Origin of the sequence: Streptomyces paradoxus, from assembly GCF_014202475.1 — a bacterium.
In the GTDB taxonomy this organism is placed as follows: domain Bacteria; phylum Actinomycetota; class Actinomycetes; order Streptomycetales; family Streptomycetaceae; genus Streptomyces; species Streptomyces paradoxus.
The window spans coordinates 99454-114984 of record NZ_JACHGV010000017.1 but is presented as its reverse complement, the minus strand read 5'-3'; the positions used below and the strand labels follow the sequence as shown (position 1 = coordinate 114984).

Below are 15531 nucleotides of genomic sequence, written 5' to 3'. Positions count from 1 at the left end.
GTCGGTAGGGAAATCGTTCCGCTACCGATCCTCGGCGCCGCCGCTCACCGTGCCCGGCAGCCCGGCCGACGACAGGGTGCCGGATTCGTCCGGGCGGCTCAACGGGGGCGTGGCAGCCGGGTCGGCGAGCAGCACCGGCACCATGGTGTGCAGCGCCGCGACCGCCCGCCCGACCGCCTCGCGCACGGTCGCGCTGATGCCCGGGGCGATGTCCTCGTCGGCGGGGGCCCGCAGCTCGGGCTCACAGGCCAGGACCAGGACGCGGGGGAGGGGCTCGTCGCCCAGGTGGGCGGCCAGGGCGAGGACCTTCGCCGGGTCCATGCCGTGCGCCTCGGGCGGGGCGCCCGCCGTGGAGCCGCCGGGCAGGTCCGGCTCGATCAGCGACAGCGTGCCCGGCTGGTGCCCCCGCACGGCGGCGTCGACCAGGACGGCCGTGTCGTAGCCGTCGAGCAGTTCGTACGCCAGGTCCATGCCGCGGATGCCGAAGTCCCGCACCCGCACCTCCGGCGGCAGCGGACGCCGCTCCAGGGCGCGGATCACCTCGGGGCCGAAGGCGTCGTCGGCGAGGAAGATGTTGCCGACGCCCGCCACGAGCAGCCGCGCGCTCATCGCGCGTCCTCGGTGACCAGCGGCCGGGCGGAGCCGTTCGGGAGTTTGCGGACGAAGGCGGACCGCAGGGCGTGGTAGGGAGCCTCCGGGTCGAAGAAGACGGCGCGCATACGGGCGAGTTCGGCCCGCCGGTACTCGGCGAGGGGCCGCGCGAGCTCGTCGGCGTGACGGGACGTGGCCTTGGCGGTGATCCTGCGCGGCAGGTCCGGGTCGGCGCCCAGCTCGGCGGCCAGGCGCTCGATCTCGGGGGCGAATTCCTGGGCCGCGACCGGCACCAGACGATCCACCAGCCCGATGCGCTCGGCCGTCGCGGAGCTCACCGGCAACGCCTCGGTCGTCAGCCGCTCGGCCGTCTCGGCACCCACCCGGCGGGGCAGCGAGTACGTCCAGTACTCCGACCCGTACAGGCCCATGCGCCGGTAGTGCGGGTTGAGGACGCTGCCCGTGCGGCACCACACCTCGTCGGCGGCCAGAGCGAGCATGACGCCGCCGGCCGCCGCGTTGCCGCCGAGGGCCGCCACCACCAGCCGGTCGGTGGTGCGCAGCACCGCCTCGACCAGGTCGTTCATGGCGTTCAGGTTGGCCCAGGACTCGCCCGCCGGGTCGCTCGCCGCTTCGATGACGTTCAGGTGGATGCCGTTGGAGAAGAAGTCGCGGGCGCTGCCGAATACCAGCACCGAGGTGGGGCGGGTGCGGGCGTACCGCCAGGCGGCGAGCAACCTGCGGCAATGGGTGGTGCTCATGGCCCCGCCGGGGAACGAGAACGTCAGGAAGCCGATGCGGCCGCGCTGCCGGTAGCGGATGTCGGTCCAGGTGGTGCGGCCCGGGGGCAGGTCGAGCGGGGCGGCGATCTCGGGCAGCCAGTACGGGCGGTCGTAGGACCCCGGCATGCCCGGGCCGCTGCCGGGCGGGGCCGGGAACCCGGCGAGCACCGAGGCCGCCGGGCGGCGGAACGGCGCGGGGTCTCCGGAGCTCTTGCGGGGCCGCAGTTCCGGGATCCACACCGCGCCGTCCCGGGTGGCCCGGCAGAGCGCGCCGGCCCGGGTGGCGAGGAGTTCCCCGGGCTCACCGCGCAGCCGGTCCTCGGGGTGTCCGCCGTGCAGGAACACCTCCCGGCCGCAGATCTCGTCCCGGACGCCGGGCTGTGAGTCGGCCCCGCGGAGCTTGCGCAGCACCGTCGCCGTGCTGTCGTTCTCCCAGTCGATCCGCCGCTGCTCCTGGCGGAAGTAGTCCCGCCACACCACGTCGATCCCGGGTTCGCTCTGCGGGCGCGGTTTGTACGACCCGTCGGCGTAGCGCCGCACGGCCAGCAGCACGGCGGCCGTGGCGGCGTCAGCCACCTCGTTGCGGTACACGTCGCTCTTGCCCGCCGGCGGTACCGGGAAGGAGCCCTCGGCCCACACGTCCCCCGCGTCCATGGCCGCCTCGGCCTGGAGCACCGTCACGCCCCACTCGGACGCCTCCTCGGCGATCGCCCAGTCCAGCGACGACGGGCCCCGGTCGCCGGGCGGCCCCGGGTGCACGATCAGGCAGGTGTGCTCCCGCCACACGTCCTCCGGCAGGGCCGACTTCAGCATCGGGGCGACGATCAGCTCCGGGCACCCCTCGCATACGGCGGCGCGGACCGCGTCGGGGCCCTGCGAGGCGAGCACGACGTCCACGTGGTGCCCCTCGTCCGACAGTGCGGCGAACACACGCTGGGTCAGGCTGTTGAACGCGCTGGCGACGAGCAAGATGTCCATGACACGGCATGGTCGCCCGTCGGGGGAGGGCCGCGAAGGACCACGGCGGCGTTTCGCGGTCCTCATCCGCTTCCGGCCGAACGGGCACGCGGGCCCTGCGGGTGCTGCCGGGTCACCGGGGCCTCGCGCGCACGGCCGCGATGCCTGGTGCACGGCGACCGGCCCGAGCCGCTCCACCCCGCTCCCCTTGCCCGGGCCGTACGCCTGACGCACGCTGTTCGTATGGGTGCGCAAGACGGCCCAACGCTCATCAACTCCGTCCAGCGGGCCATGCGGCTGCTGGAGGCGGTGAGCGCGCACGAGACCGGCGCGCCGGCCAAGCAGCTGGCGCGCGAGACCGGTCTGCCCCTGGCCACCGCCTATCACCTGCTGCGGACCCTCGTGCACGACGGGTACGTGCGCAAACTGGACGACGGCGGCTTCATCCTCGGCGACAAGCTCCAGACCCTGCAGTCCACAGGGCGTGCGCAGGCGCTGCTCAGCCGCGTCCGGCCCACCCTCGCCGCCCTGCGGGACGAACTCGCCACCGCCGCCTACCTCACCTTCTACGAGGAGGGCGAGATCCGGGTCGCGGAGATCGTCGACGGCCCCGGAACACCGCGCGTCGACCTCTGGGTGGGATTCGAGGACGCGGGGCACGCCACCGCGCTGGGCAAGTCCGTCCTGCGCGAACTGGACGAGGAGGCCCGCCGGGACTACCTCTCCCGCCACCACCTCGCCGACCTCACCCCGCGGACCATCACCAGCCTCCCGGAACTGCTCCGGCGACTGGAGGCCCCGCCGATGGCCCCGGCCATCACGGACCTGGAGGAGTACTCCCTCGGCACGGTCTGCGTCGCCGTCCCGGTCTACAGCGGGGACACCATCGGCTCCCTCGGCGTCTCACTGCCGTCGAACCGGCTCTCCCGGCTGCCGGAGATCCGCGAACGGCTGCTCCCGACCGCGAGCCGCGTGACGAGGGGCCTGTCGCTCACTATCTGAAAATCCTCTCCTTGCCCGTGCCCCGGCTCACCCCGTTTTCTGGATGAAACCGGACATTCCGTGGGCGCTCCCGAGCCTCGCGCCCCGTTCACAGGTGAGGACATCGATAGCGACATGAGCCATGCGCGAGACCTTGGTGACGGTCACCGGCCGGCACGGCCGTTCAGCGTCCGAGTGGCCGGTGCCAGGAGGTCGGCCCGCAGACGCGCACTCGCGCAGCTGGCCGCCGCCACGCCCGCCCTGCCCGCGCTGGTCGTCTGCGTCGTCGTGCTCTCCGGCCTCGCCGACGGTGCCGGGATGATCTGGCTGCCCCTGCTCGTGGCCGGTCCCGCTCTGGCGGCGACGACCAATGGGCCGCGCGGTGTCTTCTGGGCCGGTTTCCTCACCGCGCTGCTCGGCGCCCTGCTCGGGGTCCGGGACGGTGTGCCGGGCCGGGAGCTGACCGCCGTGCTGGCGGCCCTGGTGACGGTCACCCTCGCGAGTGGCCTTTCCAGCGTCCTGCGAGGGCGGCGGGAACGGGTGCTCGCCGCCGTCCGCTCGGTCGCGGAGACCGCCCAGCACGCGCTGCTCAAACCGGTGCCGGCGACGGTCGGGCCGTTCCAGGCGGCCGTCCGCTACAGCGCGGCTGCGGCCGAGGCCCGGATCGGCGGGGACCTGTACGCGCTGATACCCACCCCGCACGGCGTCCGGCTGATCGTCGGCGACGTGCGTGGCAAGGGGCTTCCGGCCGTGGGCACCGCGGCGCTGGTGCTCGGTGTCTTCCGGGAAGCCGCCCACGACGAGCCCGATCTCCTCGCCGTGGTCGAGCGCATCGAGCGGAGCCTCGCGCGCAACCTCGGACACGACGACTTCGTCACCGCCGTGGTCGCCGGGTACCCGCGGGACGGGCACCTGGAGGTCGTGAACTGCGGGCACGCGCCTCCGCTGCTGGTCAGCGCCTCCGGGAGCATAAGCGCCGTGGAGCCCCCGCTCCCGGCCCCGCCGCTCGGTCTGCGCGCGCTCGCGGGCCACACGCCCGGGCTGCAGACGCTGCCCTTCGCCGACGGCGACCAACTGCTGCTCTACACCGACGGGGTCACCGAGGCCCGCGACGGCGGACAGGCCTTCTACCCGCTCGCCGAAGGGCTGGAACGCCACGTCTCCCAGGAGCCGGCGCGCACCCTCGACGCCCTGCACGACGAACTCCTGGCCCATGTGGGCGGCCGGCTGCACGACGACGCGGCCCTGCTCCTGATCCGCAAACCGGCCGCCGGCCCGGCGGTGGCCTCCGCGACGGGCCACCCCGGCCCCACCGCCCGGCCGTCCGAGGTGAAGTGCTGCCCCTGAGAGCCGCCGGGGCCCCGGCGGCTCACGCCTCGCGCAGATCCTTCACCCGGCGGATCTTGCCCACGGAGCGTTCCAGGGTCTCCGGCTCGACGACCGTCACGTCGGCGGTGATGCCGATGCCGTCCTTGACGGCCTTGGCGATCGCCCCCGCCGCGGCTTCGCGCTGCCCGGGGCCGGTGCCGGGGCGGGTCTCGACGCGCACGGTCATGTGGTCCAGGCGGCCGCGCCGGGTCAGCTGGATCTGGAAGTGCGGGGCGACGCCGGGCGTGCGCAGCACGATCTCCTCGATCTGGCTGGGGAAGACGTTCACCCCGCGCAGGATGATCATGTCGTCGCAGCGGCCGGTGATCTTCCGGATGCGGCGGAAGGCGGGCCGGGCCGTGCCGGGGAGCAGCCGGGTCAGATCGCGGGTGCGGTAGCGGACGACCGGCAGGGCCTCCTTGGTCAGGGACGTGAAGACCAGCTCGCCTTCCTCGCCCTCGGGCAGCACCTCACCCGTGACCGGGTCGACGACCTCGGGGTAGAAGTGGTCCTCCCACACGTGCAGCCCGTCCTTGGTCTCCACGCACTCCTGGGCGACACCGGGACCGATCACCTCGGACAGGCCGTATATGTCGACGGCGTGGATGCCCGTCCGCTCCTCGATCTCGCGGCGCATCTCTTCCGTCCACGGCTCGGCGCCGAAGATGCCGATGCGCAGGCTGCTGCCGCGCGGGTCGATGCCCTGACGCTCGAACTCGTCGAGCAGGGTGAGCATGTACGACGGGGTGACCATGATGATCTCGGGCCGGAAGTCCTGGATGATCTGCACCTGGCGCGCGGTCATGCCGCCGGAGGCCGGGATCACCAGACAACCCGCGCGCTCAGCGCCGTAGTGCGCGCCGAGCCCGCCGGTGAAGAGTCCGTAGCCGTAGGAGATGTGCACCTTGTGGCCCGGGCGCCCGCCGGCGGCGCGGATCGAGCGGGCGACGAGGTCCGCCCACATCGACAGGTCGTTCTCCGTGTAGCCCACCACCGTGGGGCGGCCGGTGGTCCCGCTGGAGGCGTGCACGCGCCGCACCTGGTCCATGGGGACGGCGAACATCCCGAACGGGTAGGTGTCCCGCAGGTCGGCCTTCGTGGTGAAGGGGAAGCGGGCCAGGTCCTCCAGCGAGCGGCAGTCGTCGGGGGAGACCCCGGCCGCGTCGAACTTCTTCCGGTACGCCTCCACGTTGTCGTAGGCGTGCCGCAGGCTGCGGCGCAGGCGGTCGAGCTGGAGCTCGCGCAGCTGCTCACGCGTCAGGCGCTCCCCGTCGTCGAGCAGGTCGTGGGGGAGGGGCTCGCCGCGCCGCGGGCCGGCCGTGACCGCGAAATCCGTCGCGGTGTCCGCTTCCCTGGTCATGCCGACTCCTCCGGCCTCGTGCTCCCGATGCTGCGGCTGCGGCCCCGGAACTCCGCTATCACCTCGTCGCCCCGCCGGACGCTCACGTCGTAGACGCCGCTGCGGCCGTAGCGCACGCGCTCCTCGGCCCGTGCCACGAGCACGTCGCCCTCGTGCGCCGGGGCCACGAAGGTGATGTCCGCCCCGGCCGCGACGGTCACCGGGCCGTGGCTGTTGCACGCACAGGCGAAGGCACTGTCGGCGAGCAGGAAGACGTAGCCGCCGTGGGCGATCCCGTGGCCGTTCACCATCGCGGGGGTCACGGTCATCCGCAGCACGGCGGTCCCTTCGCCATGCACCAGCAGCTCGATCCCGAGCCCGCGAGAAGCCCGGTCCGCGGCGAACATCGCCTCCGCGGCCGGCGTCGCGTCAGCGGTATGGGTCATGTCTCGCACCACCTTGTAGCCCGACCGACCATTCGGTTAGTTTGGCGCTGCCCAGTAATCCAGCAGCCCCGGTGACTGTCAAGGGTCAGGGTCTTACCAAGGCGCGCCGGCTTGTCCTACCATGGACCGAACGAATGGTCGGTTGGGAAGGGGGACGGATGAACACGACACGCTCCAGCCCTGCGGAGACGGACGGCGCCGAGCCGGTTCTCCAGCAGCACTTCGACGCGACGATCGCGCGGGACCAGCGGATCGAGCCGCGTGACTGGATGCCGGAGGGCTACCGCAGGACACTGATCCGGCAGATCGCGCAGCACGCGCACTCGGAGATCATCGGCATGCAGCCGGAGGGCGAGTGGATCACCCGAGCCCCGTCGCTGCGCCGCAAGGCCATTCTCTTCGCCAAGGTCCAGGACGAGGCCGGACACGGGCTCTACCTCTACTCGGCGGCCGAGACCCTGGGCGCCGACCGCGCCGACCTGACCGGGCGCCTGATCGAGGGCCGCCAGAAGTACTCGTCGATCTTCAACTACCCGACGCTGAGCTTCGCGGACGTCGGCGTGATCGGCTGGTTCGTGGACGGCGCCGCGATCTGCAACCAGGTGCCGCTGTGCCGCTCCTCGTACGGGCCGTACGCGCGCGCCATGGTGCGGATCTGCAAGGAGGAATCGTTCCACCAGCGGCAGGGCTACGAGCTGCTGATGACGATGATGCGCGGCACCCGGGAGCAGCGCGAGATGGTGCAGGACGCCGTGAACCGCTGGTGGTGGCCGTCGCTGATGATGTTCGGCCCGCCCGACGACGCCTCGCCCAACTCCGCGCAGTCCATGGCATGGAAGATCAAGCGGCACAGCAACGACGAACTGCGCCGGCGGTTCGTCGACATGACCGTCCCGCAGGCCGAGAAGCTCGGCGTCACGCTCCCCGACCCGGAGCTGCGCTGGAACGAGGAGCGGGGCCACCACGACTTCGGCACGCCCGACTGGGACGAGCTGATGCGGGTCATCAAGGGCGACGGCCCGTGCAACGACCAGCGGATGGAACGGCGCCGCACGGCCCACGAGGAGGGCTCCTGGGTGCGCGAGGCGGCCACCGCCCACGCCGCCAAGCAGGCCGCCCGCGAGCCGAAGGGAGCGGTGGCATGACCGCCGACAAGCAGGACTGGCCGCTGTACGAGGTGTTCGTGCGGGGCAAGCGCGGCCTGAACCACGTCCACGTGGGCTCGCTGCACGCCGCCGACGACCGCATGGCGCTCACCCACGCCCGCGACCTCTACACCCGGCGCAACGAGGGCGTCTCCATCTGGGTCGTGCGCTCCGAGCACATCGCCGCCTCCACGCGCGACGAGAAGGACCCCTTCTTCGAGCCCAGCGCCGACAAGGTCTACCGGCACCCGACCTTCTACGACATCCCCGACGACGTCCCCCACATCTGAAGGACAGGGCATGAGCGACGACCACGTCTACATGACCCTCGCCGAGGGCCATGAGGACGACACCCGCTGGGCCTACGGCACCGGTTTCGAGGACCCCCTGCACGGCGTGGACACCACCGTGCCCGAGGGCGTCGACGCCGCCGGGCTGGCGGATCTGTGCGTGACCCTGGCCGACGACGCCCTGGTCTCCGCCCAGCGGCTGGCCGAGTGGACCACGCGCGCCCCCGAGCTGGAGGAGGAGGTGGCGCTGGCCAACATCGGGCTCGACCTGCTCGGCCAGGCCCGCCTGCTGTACTCCCGCGCGGGCCAGGCCGACGGCACCGGCCGTGACGAGGACGCCTACGCCTACTTCCGCGACGCCGGCGAGTTCCGCAACGTACGCCTCGCCGAACTCCCCAACGGTGACTTCGCGTTCTCCATCGTGCGGCTGCTGGTCCTCGCCAGCTGGCGCCTCGCGCACTTCGAGCGGCTCACCGCACACGGCGACCCGGTGCTCGCGGCGATCGCCGCCAAGGGCGTCAAGGAGCTGGCCTACCACCGCCAGTACGCGGCTGAGTGGGCCGTGCGCCTCGGCGACGGCACCGAGGAGTCGCACCGCCGGATGCGCAAGGCGCAGGAGCAGGTGGCGCCCTACCTGGGCGAGCTGTTCACGGCGTACGACGTGCGCGACGAGGTCGTCGCTGTCCTCCGCCAGGTCACGGAGGCGGCCGGGCTGCCCATGCCCGTCTACCGCCCGCTGCCCGGCTCGGGCCGCACCGGGGAGCACACCGAGCACCTCGCCCCGCTGCTCGCCGAGTTGCAGGGAGTGGCCCGGGCCCACCCGGGGGCGACATGGTGACGGCACTCCTGGACGCGCGACGGGCCCGGCACATCGCCGAGCAGGTGCCCGACCCCGAACTGCCCATGCTCACCCTGGCCGACCTCGGAGTGCTGCGGGAGGTGGCACTGACCGAGGACGGCACGGTGGTCGCGAGCCTGACCCCCACCTACTCGGGCTGTCCGGCGATGGCGGAGATGCGCGCGGGCGTGGCCGCCCGGCTGCGCGAGGCGGGATACGCGCGTGTGGAGATCCGCACGGTCCTCGACCCGCCGTGGAGCAGTGACTGGATCACGGCCGCCGGCCGGCGCAAGCTCGCCGAGCACGGTATCGCCCCGCCCGGCACCGCGCCCGCGCGCACCACCGGTCCGGTTCCGCTCGTGCTGTCGCCGACCCGCCGCTCGGTGCCCTGCCCCCGCTGCGGTCACCCGGACACCGAGGAGACCTCCCGCTTCGGCGCCACGTCCTGCAAGTCACTGTGGCGCTGCCTCGCCTGCCGCGAGCCGTTCGAGTACCTCAAGGAGATCTGATGGAGGACCTGATGGAGCCGGCCCCCGTCCCGGCGGCACGCGCGCGTGTCCGCCGGCGTCCGGTCTTCCACCCCCTGCGGGTCGCCGCCGTGCAGCCGCTGTGCGAGGACGCGGCAGCCGTGAGCTTCGACATCCCGGCCGAGCTGGCCGAGGAGTTCACCTTCGCGCCCGGCCAGTCACTCACCCTGCGGCGCGACATCGACGGCCGGGACGAGCGCCGCTCGTACTCGATCTGCGCCCCCGCCGGCACCGCGCCGCGCATCGGCGTCCGCGTGGTGCCGGGCGGCCTGTTCTCCTCCTGGCTGGTGAACGACGTACGCCCCGGCGACACCGTCGAGGTGATGGCACCCACCGGTGCCTTCACCCCAGATCTCACCGCCCACGGCCACCACGTCCTGATCGCCGCGGGCTCCGGCATCACCCCCATGGTCTCCATCGCCGAGTCCGTCCTAGCCGCCGACCCCCGCTCGACCGTCACCCTCCTCTACGGCAACCGCCGCACGGGCACGGTGATGTTCGCCGACGAACTCGCCGACCTGAAGGACCTCTACCCGGCGCGGTTCCAGCTCGCACACGTCCTCTCCCGCGAGCCCCGCGAGGCCGAGGTGCTCTCCGGCCGCCTCGACGCCGAGCGGCTCTCCGCGCTCGTCGACGCGCTGGTCGACGTGGAGTCCGCCGACCACTGGTGGCTGTGCGGCCCGCACGGCATGGTGCGCGCCGCCCAGCAGGTCCTGACCGGCCTCGGCGTCCCCGCCGACCGCGTCCACCAGGAGCTCTTCTACGCCGACGACGAGCCGGTCCGCGAGGTCCGGCACGCCGAGACCGGCCCTTCCGGCCCGGTCAGCCAGGTCACCGTCACCCTCGACGGCCGCTCCACCACCGCCCCCCTGCCCCGCGACCGCACCCTCCTTGAAGGCGCCCAGCAGACCCGCCCCGACCTGCCCTTCGCCTGCAAGGGCGGAGTCTGCGGCACCTGCCGCGCCCTGGTCACCGGCGGCAAGGCCGACATGCGCCGCAACTTCGCCCTCGAACCGTCCGAGGTCGACGCGGGCTACGTCCTCACGTGCCAGACGTTCCCGGTGTCCGAAGCGTTGACGGTGGACTTCGACACCTGAGCCCGCGGAGGGCGGGCCGGCCTGCGGCCGCAGGCCTGGCCTCGTCGACATGACGCCGGTGGAACTCCTCGAAGAGCCGCGGGTCGCCGACTGCCGCAGCAGGCCCACTCCGTCACCGTTCCGCGTCGTCCACCGATGTCCCCTTCCCGTCGACAGGTGCCTCTCACTCGTTCCTGGAACGGGACGGACAAAGCGTTACAGGGAGTGCGGTCCCCGGTCCGCGCGCAGGACCCGCAACGCCGTGAGGGCCACATGGAGTTCGGTGCGCCGGTCGCCGGATTCGAGGTCGGTGTCGAGGAGGCGTTCGACCATGCGAAGGCGCTGGTACAGGGTCTCCCTGGACAGGCCACCGCGACGGGCCGCCGTGGTCTTGTTGCCGGCGGCGTCGAGGTAGTGGCCCAGGGTCGCCAGCAGGTCGGTGCCGTGCCGGGTGTCGTGGTCGATGAGCCGGCCCAGCAGGCGTTCCGTGTAGTCCTGGATCCGGGTGTCCTCGCGCAGCGCGTACAGCAGCCGGCGCAGGCCGATGTCCGGCAGCTCGTGGAAGGAACGGTCCGCGGGGAGGGGCTGGCCGGGCGGGGTGGCCTCTATGACCCGGGCCGCCTCCCGGAACGAGCGTGCGGTGTCGGCGAGATCCGCCACCTCCGAGCCGACTCCGACGATCGCCTCCGGCGCCAGTGCCAGCGCGGTCCGGCTGAGGCGTTCGGCCACGGGCCGCCAGGGCTGGTCAGGACGCAGGGCCAGCAGGACGCCGAGGCGGCGCGGGGACAGTTCGCCGACCAGGGCCGGGATCCCGGCCGACCGCAGCTCCCGGTGCATCCGGGTCTCCGGCTCGGCGCCCGCCCCGCCCGGTCCCGGATCCACGAGGACGGCCAGGAAGACACCGGCCTCCGTGGGCAGACCCAGCGCGGCGCAGCGGGCCCGGAGGTCCTCGGCGGAGTGGTGCCGCTGCTCCGCCAGCTCGCGCAGGGCGTTGCGGTGGGCCGTGTGCTCCCACGGGGTGGAGTGGATGAGCCGGGCCACGGTCAGGGCCATCGCCGTCCGTTCCAGGACGGTGACGTGCTCCGGCCCGAAAGCCGGCCCGTCGGCGGGCAGCATGACCAGACGCCCCCAGCGTTCGCCCTGGTAGGAGACGGGCGCGGTGAGCCAGTCCTCCGGGCCGCCCACCTCGGTGCGGTCGCCCGGCTCGGCCGCCCGGGAGCGCTGCTCCCAGCCCCCGAGCGCCTGCTCCACCGTGCTTCCCGAGGGTTCGCAGATCAGCGCCTGGTGCGCCAGGTTCTCCAGCACGACCGTCCGGCCGCTCATCTCCGCGGCCGCGCGCACCACGTCCTCCGGCCCCGCCCCGCGCAACGTCAGCGCCGTGAACGCCTCGTGGATCCGCTGGGTCCGCCGCATCGCGTCGGCCTGGTTGCCGAGGATCAGCGCGTGCACGACCTGCGTGACCTCCAGGAAGTTGACGTCCCGGGCGAGGGTGACCAGGGGGAGCCCCCGGGCCCGGCAGGCCTGCACGAGGGCGTCGGGCGGCCGGTGGTAGCGGCGTACGAGTTCGATGACCAGGGCGGCCGCTCCCACCTCGGTGAGTTCGTCGACGTACCGGCGGACACCCGCGGTGTCCTCGGGCAGCGGCATGCCCGTGGTCAGGACCAGCTCGCCGCCCTTGAGGAAGGAGGCAGGGTCCGTGAGCTCGGTGATGTGCACCCAGCGCACCGGCCGGCCCAGCTCGGTCACGCCCGTGACCACCTGGGGCTGTCCGGCGGCCAGCACCGGCAGGGCGAGGACGTCGGCGAGAGTCGGTGCGCGACCGGCCGGGGCGGAGTCGCGGCCGGCCGTCGGGGGGTGATCGTTCACGGTGCCTCCCTGCGTGCCCGGTCACTCTGACAAGCGGTGCTGACCTGCGCAAGAGCTGTCCTGGAGTACCAGTACGTGGCCGTGCCCGTGCGATGACCCCGGGACCTGTGTCGCGACACGGCTGCCACATGAAGGCATGAATGAGTCTTCATGTGTTCCTGTATGGTGGGGCGCCGACGCGCCCCCGCCAGAAGGACCCCTGATGACCTCCACCCTCACGCCGCAGCCGGTCGAACGGACGAAGCCCGAGCGCCCCGGGGCGGTGGCCCGGCGGCGTACCCGCGTCCTCGCGCTCCCCGAGGCACGCTGGGCCGCCGCGGCCACCGCCTTCTTCCTGCTCGCCCTGCCCTTGCAGCTGACCGGCGCCCCGGCCTGGACCTGGGGGCCGCTGTACGCCCTGTCGTACGTGACGGGCGGCTGGGAGCCGGGCTGGGAAGGGCTCAAGGCGCTGAAGGAACGCACCCTCGACGTCGACCTGCTGATGGTCGTGGCCGCCCTGGGCGCCGCATCCATCGGGCAGGTGATGGACGGTGCCCTGCTCATCGTCATCTTCGCCACGTCCGGCGCGCTGGAGGCCCTGGCCACGGCCCGCACCGCCGACTCCGTCCGCGGCCTGCTCGACCTGGCCCCCGCCACGGCCACCCGGCTGAGCCCCGACGGCGGTGAACAGGCCGTGTCCGTCGAGGAGCTGGAGGTCGGCGACACCGTCCTCGTACGCCCCGGGGAGCGCGTCGGCGCAGACGGCCGGGTGCTCGACGGGGCGAGCGAGGTGGACCAGGCGACCATCACCGGCGAGCCGCTGCCCGTCCCGAAGGAGCGCGGCGACGAGGTCTTCGCCGGCACTCTCAACGGCACCGGCGCTCTCAGGATCCGGGTGGAGCGCGACGCCTCCGACTCGGTGATCGCCCGCATCGTGCGCATGGTGCAGGAGGCGTCCGAGACCAAGGCGCCCACGCAGCTGTTCATCGAGAAGGTCGAACAGCGCTACTCGCTCGGCATGGTGGCCGCGACCCTCGCCGTCTTCCTGGTGCCGATCGCCTTCGGCGAACAGCTCACCGACGCGCTGCTGCGGGCCATGACGTTCATGATCGTCGCCTCCCCGTGCGCGGTCGTGCTGGCCACCATGCCGCCGCTGCTGTCGGCCATCGCCAACGCCGGACGGCACGGCGTGCTCGTGAAGTCGGCCGTGGTGATGGAGCGGATCGGCCAGGTGGACGCGGTCGCCCTGGACAAGACCGGCACGCTCACCGAGGGCAGCCCCCGCGTCACCGACGTGCGGCCGCTGCCCGGATCCGGCCTGGACGAGGAGGAGTTGCTGACGCTGGCGGCCGCCGCCGAGCGGCCCAGTGAGCATCCGCTGGCCAGGGCGGTGGTGGACGCGGCCCGCGAGCGCGGCCCCGGCCTGCCCGGCGCGGAGGACTTCACCTCCGCGCCCGGCGTCGGCGTCACCGCCGTCGTCGGCGGCCGCACGGTCGCGGTGGGCGCACCGGCCCGGCTGCTGGAGGACACCCCCGGCGCCGCCGCGGAACTGGAGGAGTCCGGCCGCACCGCCGTCCTGGTCGTGGTCGACGGCACCCCCGCCGGACTCCTCGGCATCGCCGACCGGCTGCGCCCGGACGCCGCCGCCACGGTCGCCGCCCTTGCCAGCCTCACCGGCACCGCCCCGGTACTCCTCACCGGCGACAACCCCCGTGCCGCCGCGCATCTCGCCGTCGAGGCCGGCATCGACGACGTGCGCGCCGGGCTGCTGCCGCAGGACAAGCTGGCCGCCGTCCAGGAGATGGAGGGCGCGGGCCGCAAGGTGCTGGTCGTCGGGGACGGCGTCAACGACGCACCCGCCCTGGCCGCCGCGCACACCGGCATCGCCATGGGCCGGGCCGGATCCGACCTGGCCCTGGAGACGGCGGACGCCGTCATCGTGCGCGACGAACTCGCCGCGGTGCCCGCCACCGTCGCCCTGTCCCGCCGCGCCCGCAGGCTGGTCGTGCAGAACCTCGTCATCGCGGGGGTGTTCATCGCCGGTCTCGTCATCTGGGACCTGGCCGGGAACCTGCCGCTGCCGCTGGGCGTCGCGGGCCACGAGGGCTCCACGGTCCTGGTCGGCCTGAACGGGCTGCGGCTGCTGAGGGAAGGAGCCTGGCAGCGGGCCGCCGCCGAGGGGAACGGCTGACGAACGCCCCTCAGCGCACCGGTGGGGGACCGCTGCTGGCCCGCACCACGAGGTCCACGGGCACGAGCGTGTCGCCGCGGGGCCGCTCGCCCGGGCCGTCGATCCGGTCCAGGAGGAGCCGCAGCGAACGGGTGCCGATCTCCGCGAAGTCGGTGCGCACGGTGGTCAGCGGCGGCAGGAAGTGCGCCGCCTCCGGAACGTCGTCGTAGCCGACGACGCTGACGTCCCCGGGCACGGACCGCCCGGCCTCGTGCAGGGCGTGCAGCAGGCCGAGCGCCATCTGGTCGTTGCCGGCGAACACCGCCGTCACATCGGGGCGCCGGGCCAGCGAACGGCCCAGCTCGTAGCCGGAGTCGGCGCTCCAGTCCCCGACGAGAGGAGCCGGAACGGCGGCACCTGCGGCCCGCAGCGTCGCCCGCCAGCTCGCCATCCGATGATCGGCGGAGGTCCAGCCGGTCGGGCCCGCGATGTGCCACACGGTGGGGTGCCCGAGGCCGAGGAGGTGCTCGGTGGCCTTGCGGGCGCCGGTGCGGGAATCGCCGGTGACCAGGGGGGTCTCCTCGTCGAGCGCGTTCTCCAGCACCACCAGGGGAGTGCCCAGGCCGGTCGTCTCGGCCAGCGTGCGGCCCACCCACAGCTGCGGCGCGATCGCGATCACGCCGTCCGCGCCCTCGGCCGACAGCCGGTTCACGGCCTCGACGACGGTGTCGTGGTCGGCCGTGTCGAGGGCGATGGAGCTGACGAGGTAACCGGCCTCCTGGGCCGCCGTGTTGATCGCGGTCAGGATCGAGGCGGGCCCGTAGCGCGCGGCGTCGAAGGAGATGACCCCGAGCATCCGGGTCCTGCCACTGGCCAGGGACCGCGCACTGCGGCTGGGCCGGTAGCCGAGCGTGCGCATGGCCTCCAGGACCGCCTCGCGTGTCTCGCGCCGGACGGCCGGATGGTCGTTCAGCACCCGCGAGACGGTCTGCTTGGAGACCCCGGCCATCCGGGCCACGTCGGCCATCACCGGCCGCGCCCCCGCGAAGTTGCGCCTGCTGCGGCCCTTGGGCGCAGGGCCGTCGGCAGCGCTCGGTGTCATGGCGGGTGATGTCCTCGACGTCGGTACGGCGGTCCTGAACCCGCCCGGCAGGAGCACAGCATAGGCCGGACGGT

14 protein-coding genes are annotated in these 15531 nt (G+C 73.4%); 8 read left to right on the top strand and 6 right to left on the bottom strand.

Translation table 11 applies throughout. From position 1 onward, the window contains the following. Nucleotides 1-21 precede the first annotated feature (21 nt). Both HNR57_RS36095 and HNR57_RS36090 read right to left on the bottom strand, forming a co-directional pair. Nucleotides 22-609 (bottom strand): hydrogenase maturation protease, encoded by a 588-nt coding sequence (locus HNR57_RS36095; RefSeq protein WP_184567074.1) that lies wholly within the window; start codon nt 607-609, stop codon nt 22-24. Further along, nucleotides 606-2351, bottom strand: a complete 1746-nt coding sequence (locus HNR57_RS36090) for an enoyl-CoA hydratase-related protein (RefSeq protein WP_184567072.1) — start codon at nt 2349-2351, stop codon at nt 606-608. Before HNR57_RS36090 ends, HNR57_RS36095 begins: the two co-directional genes overlap by 4 nt. 222 nt (nt 2352-2573) lie before the next feature. Between HNR57_RS36090 and HNR57_RS36085 the strand changes: the two genes are divergently transcribed. Both HNR57_RS36085 and HNR57_RS36080 read left to right on the top strand, forming a co-directional pair. Then, nucleotides 2574-3332, top strand: a complete 759-nt coding sequence (locus HNR57_RS36085; protein ID WP_184567070.1) for an IclR family transcriptional regulator — start codon at nt 2574-2576, stop codon at nt 3330-3332. 114 nt (nt 3333-3446) lie between these two features. Next, nucleotides 3447-4658 (top strand): PP2C family protein-serine/threonine phosphatase, encoded by a 1212-nt coding sequence (locus HNR57_RS36080; RefSeq protein WP_184567068.1) that lies wholly within the window; start codon nt 3447-3449, stop codon nt 4656-4658. 22 nt (nt 4659-4680) lie between these two features. On the opposite strand, the gene paaK is transcribed toward HNR57_RS36080, so the two are convergent. Next, nucleotides 4681-6039 (bottom strand): phenylacetate--CoA ligase PaaK, encoded by a 1359-nt coding sequence (gene paaK, locus HNR57_RS36075; protein WP_184567066.1) that lies wholly within the window; start codon nt 6037-6039, stop codon nt 4681-4683. Further along, a complete protein-coding gene (gene paaI, locus HNR57_RS36070) occupies nt 6036-6464 on the bottom strand; it encodes a hydroxyphenylacetyl-CoA thioesterase PaaI (protein ID WP_184567064.1) in 429 nt (142 codons plus the stop codon). The genes paaK and paaI overlap by 4 nt, the downstream gene beginning before the upstream one ends. A gap of 158 nt (nt 6465-6622) precedes the next feature. Here paaI and paaA point away from each other — a divergent pair, with 158 nt between their 5' ends. The 5 genes from paaA to paaE are packed head-to-tail and all read left to right on the top strand — an operon-like array spanning nt 6623 to nt 10361. After that, nucleotides 6623-7609 carry a 1,2-phenylacetyl-CoA epoxidase subunit PaaA gene (paaA, locus tag HNR57_RS36065; RefSeq protein ID WP_184567062.1) on the top strand — a complete coding sequence of 329 codons (987 nt, stop codon included), beginning with the start codon at nt 6623-6625 and terminating at the stop codon, nt 7607-7609. Further along, a complete protein-coding gene (paaB, locus tag HNR57_RS36060) occupies nt 7606-7899 on the top strand; it encodes a 1,2-phenylacetyl-CoA epoxidase subunit PaaB (RefSeq protein WP_031142175.1) in 294 nt (97 codons plus the stop codon). Before paaA ends, paaB begins: the two co-directional genes overlap by 4 nt. A 10-nt stretch (nt 7900-7909) precedes the next feature. Then, nucleotides 7910-8737, top strand: coding sequence for a 1,2-phenylacetyl-CoA epoxidase subunit PaaC (paaC, locus tag HNR57_RS36055; RefSeq protein ID WP_184567060.1), 828 nt, complete (start codon nt 7910-7912; stop codon nt 8735-8737). Then, the gene (gene paaD / locus HNR57_RS36050; protein ID WP_184567058.1) at nt 8731-9246 is read left to right on the top strand and encodes a 1,2-phenylacetyl-CoA epoxidase subunit PaaD; all 516 of its coding nucleotides are present in this window, start codon (nt 8731-8733) and stop codon (nt 9244-9246) included. Before paaC ends, paaD begins: the two co-directional genes overlap by 7 nt. Beyond that, the gene (gene paaE, locus HNR57_RS36045) at nt 9246-10361 is read left to right on the top strand and encodes a 1,2-phenylacetyl-CoA epoxidase subunit PaaE (RefSeq protein WP_246555330.1); all 1116 of its coding nucleotides are present in this window, start codon (nt 9246-9248) and stop codon (nt 10359-10361) included. The genes paaD and paaE overlap by 1 nt, the downstream gene beginning before the upstream one ends. A 195-nt stretch (nt 10362-10556) precedes the next feature. Here paaE and HNR57_RS36040 read toward each other — a convergent pair whose 3' ends face one another. Further along, nucleotides 10557-12206, bottom strand: coding sequence for a PucR family transcriptional regulator (locus HNR57_RS36040; RefSeq protein ID WP_184567056.1), 1650 nt, complete (start codon nt 12204-12206; stop codon nt 10557-10559). A gap of 202 nt (nt 12207-12408) precedes the next feature. Between HNR57_RS36040 and HNR57_RS36035 the strand changes: the two genes are divergently transcribed. Next, nucleotides 12409-14376: a heavy metal translocating P-type ATPase gene (locus HNR57_RS36035; RefSeq protein ID WP_184567054.1), complete on the top strand. Its 1968-nt coding sequence runs from the start codon at nt 12409-12411 to the stop codon at nt 14374-14376. Nucleotides 14377-14386: 10 nt separating this feature from the next. On the opposite strand, the gene HNR57_RS36030 is transcribed toward HNR57_RS36035, so the two are convergent. Further along, on the bottom strand, nt 14387-15457 hold the full coding sequence (locus tag HNR57_RS36030; protein WP_184567052.1) for a LacI family DNA-binding transcriptional regulator: 1071 nt from the start codon (nt 15455-15457) through the stop codon (nt 14387-14389). Nucleotides 15458-15531 lie beyond the last annotated feature (74 nt).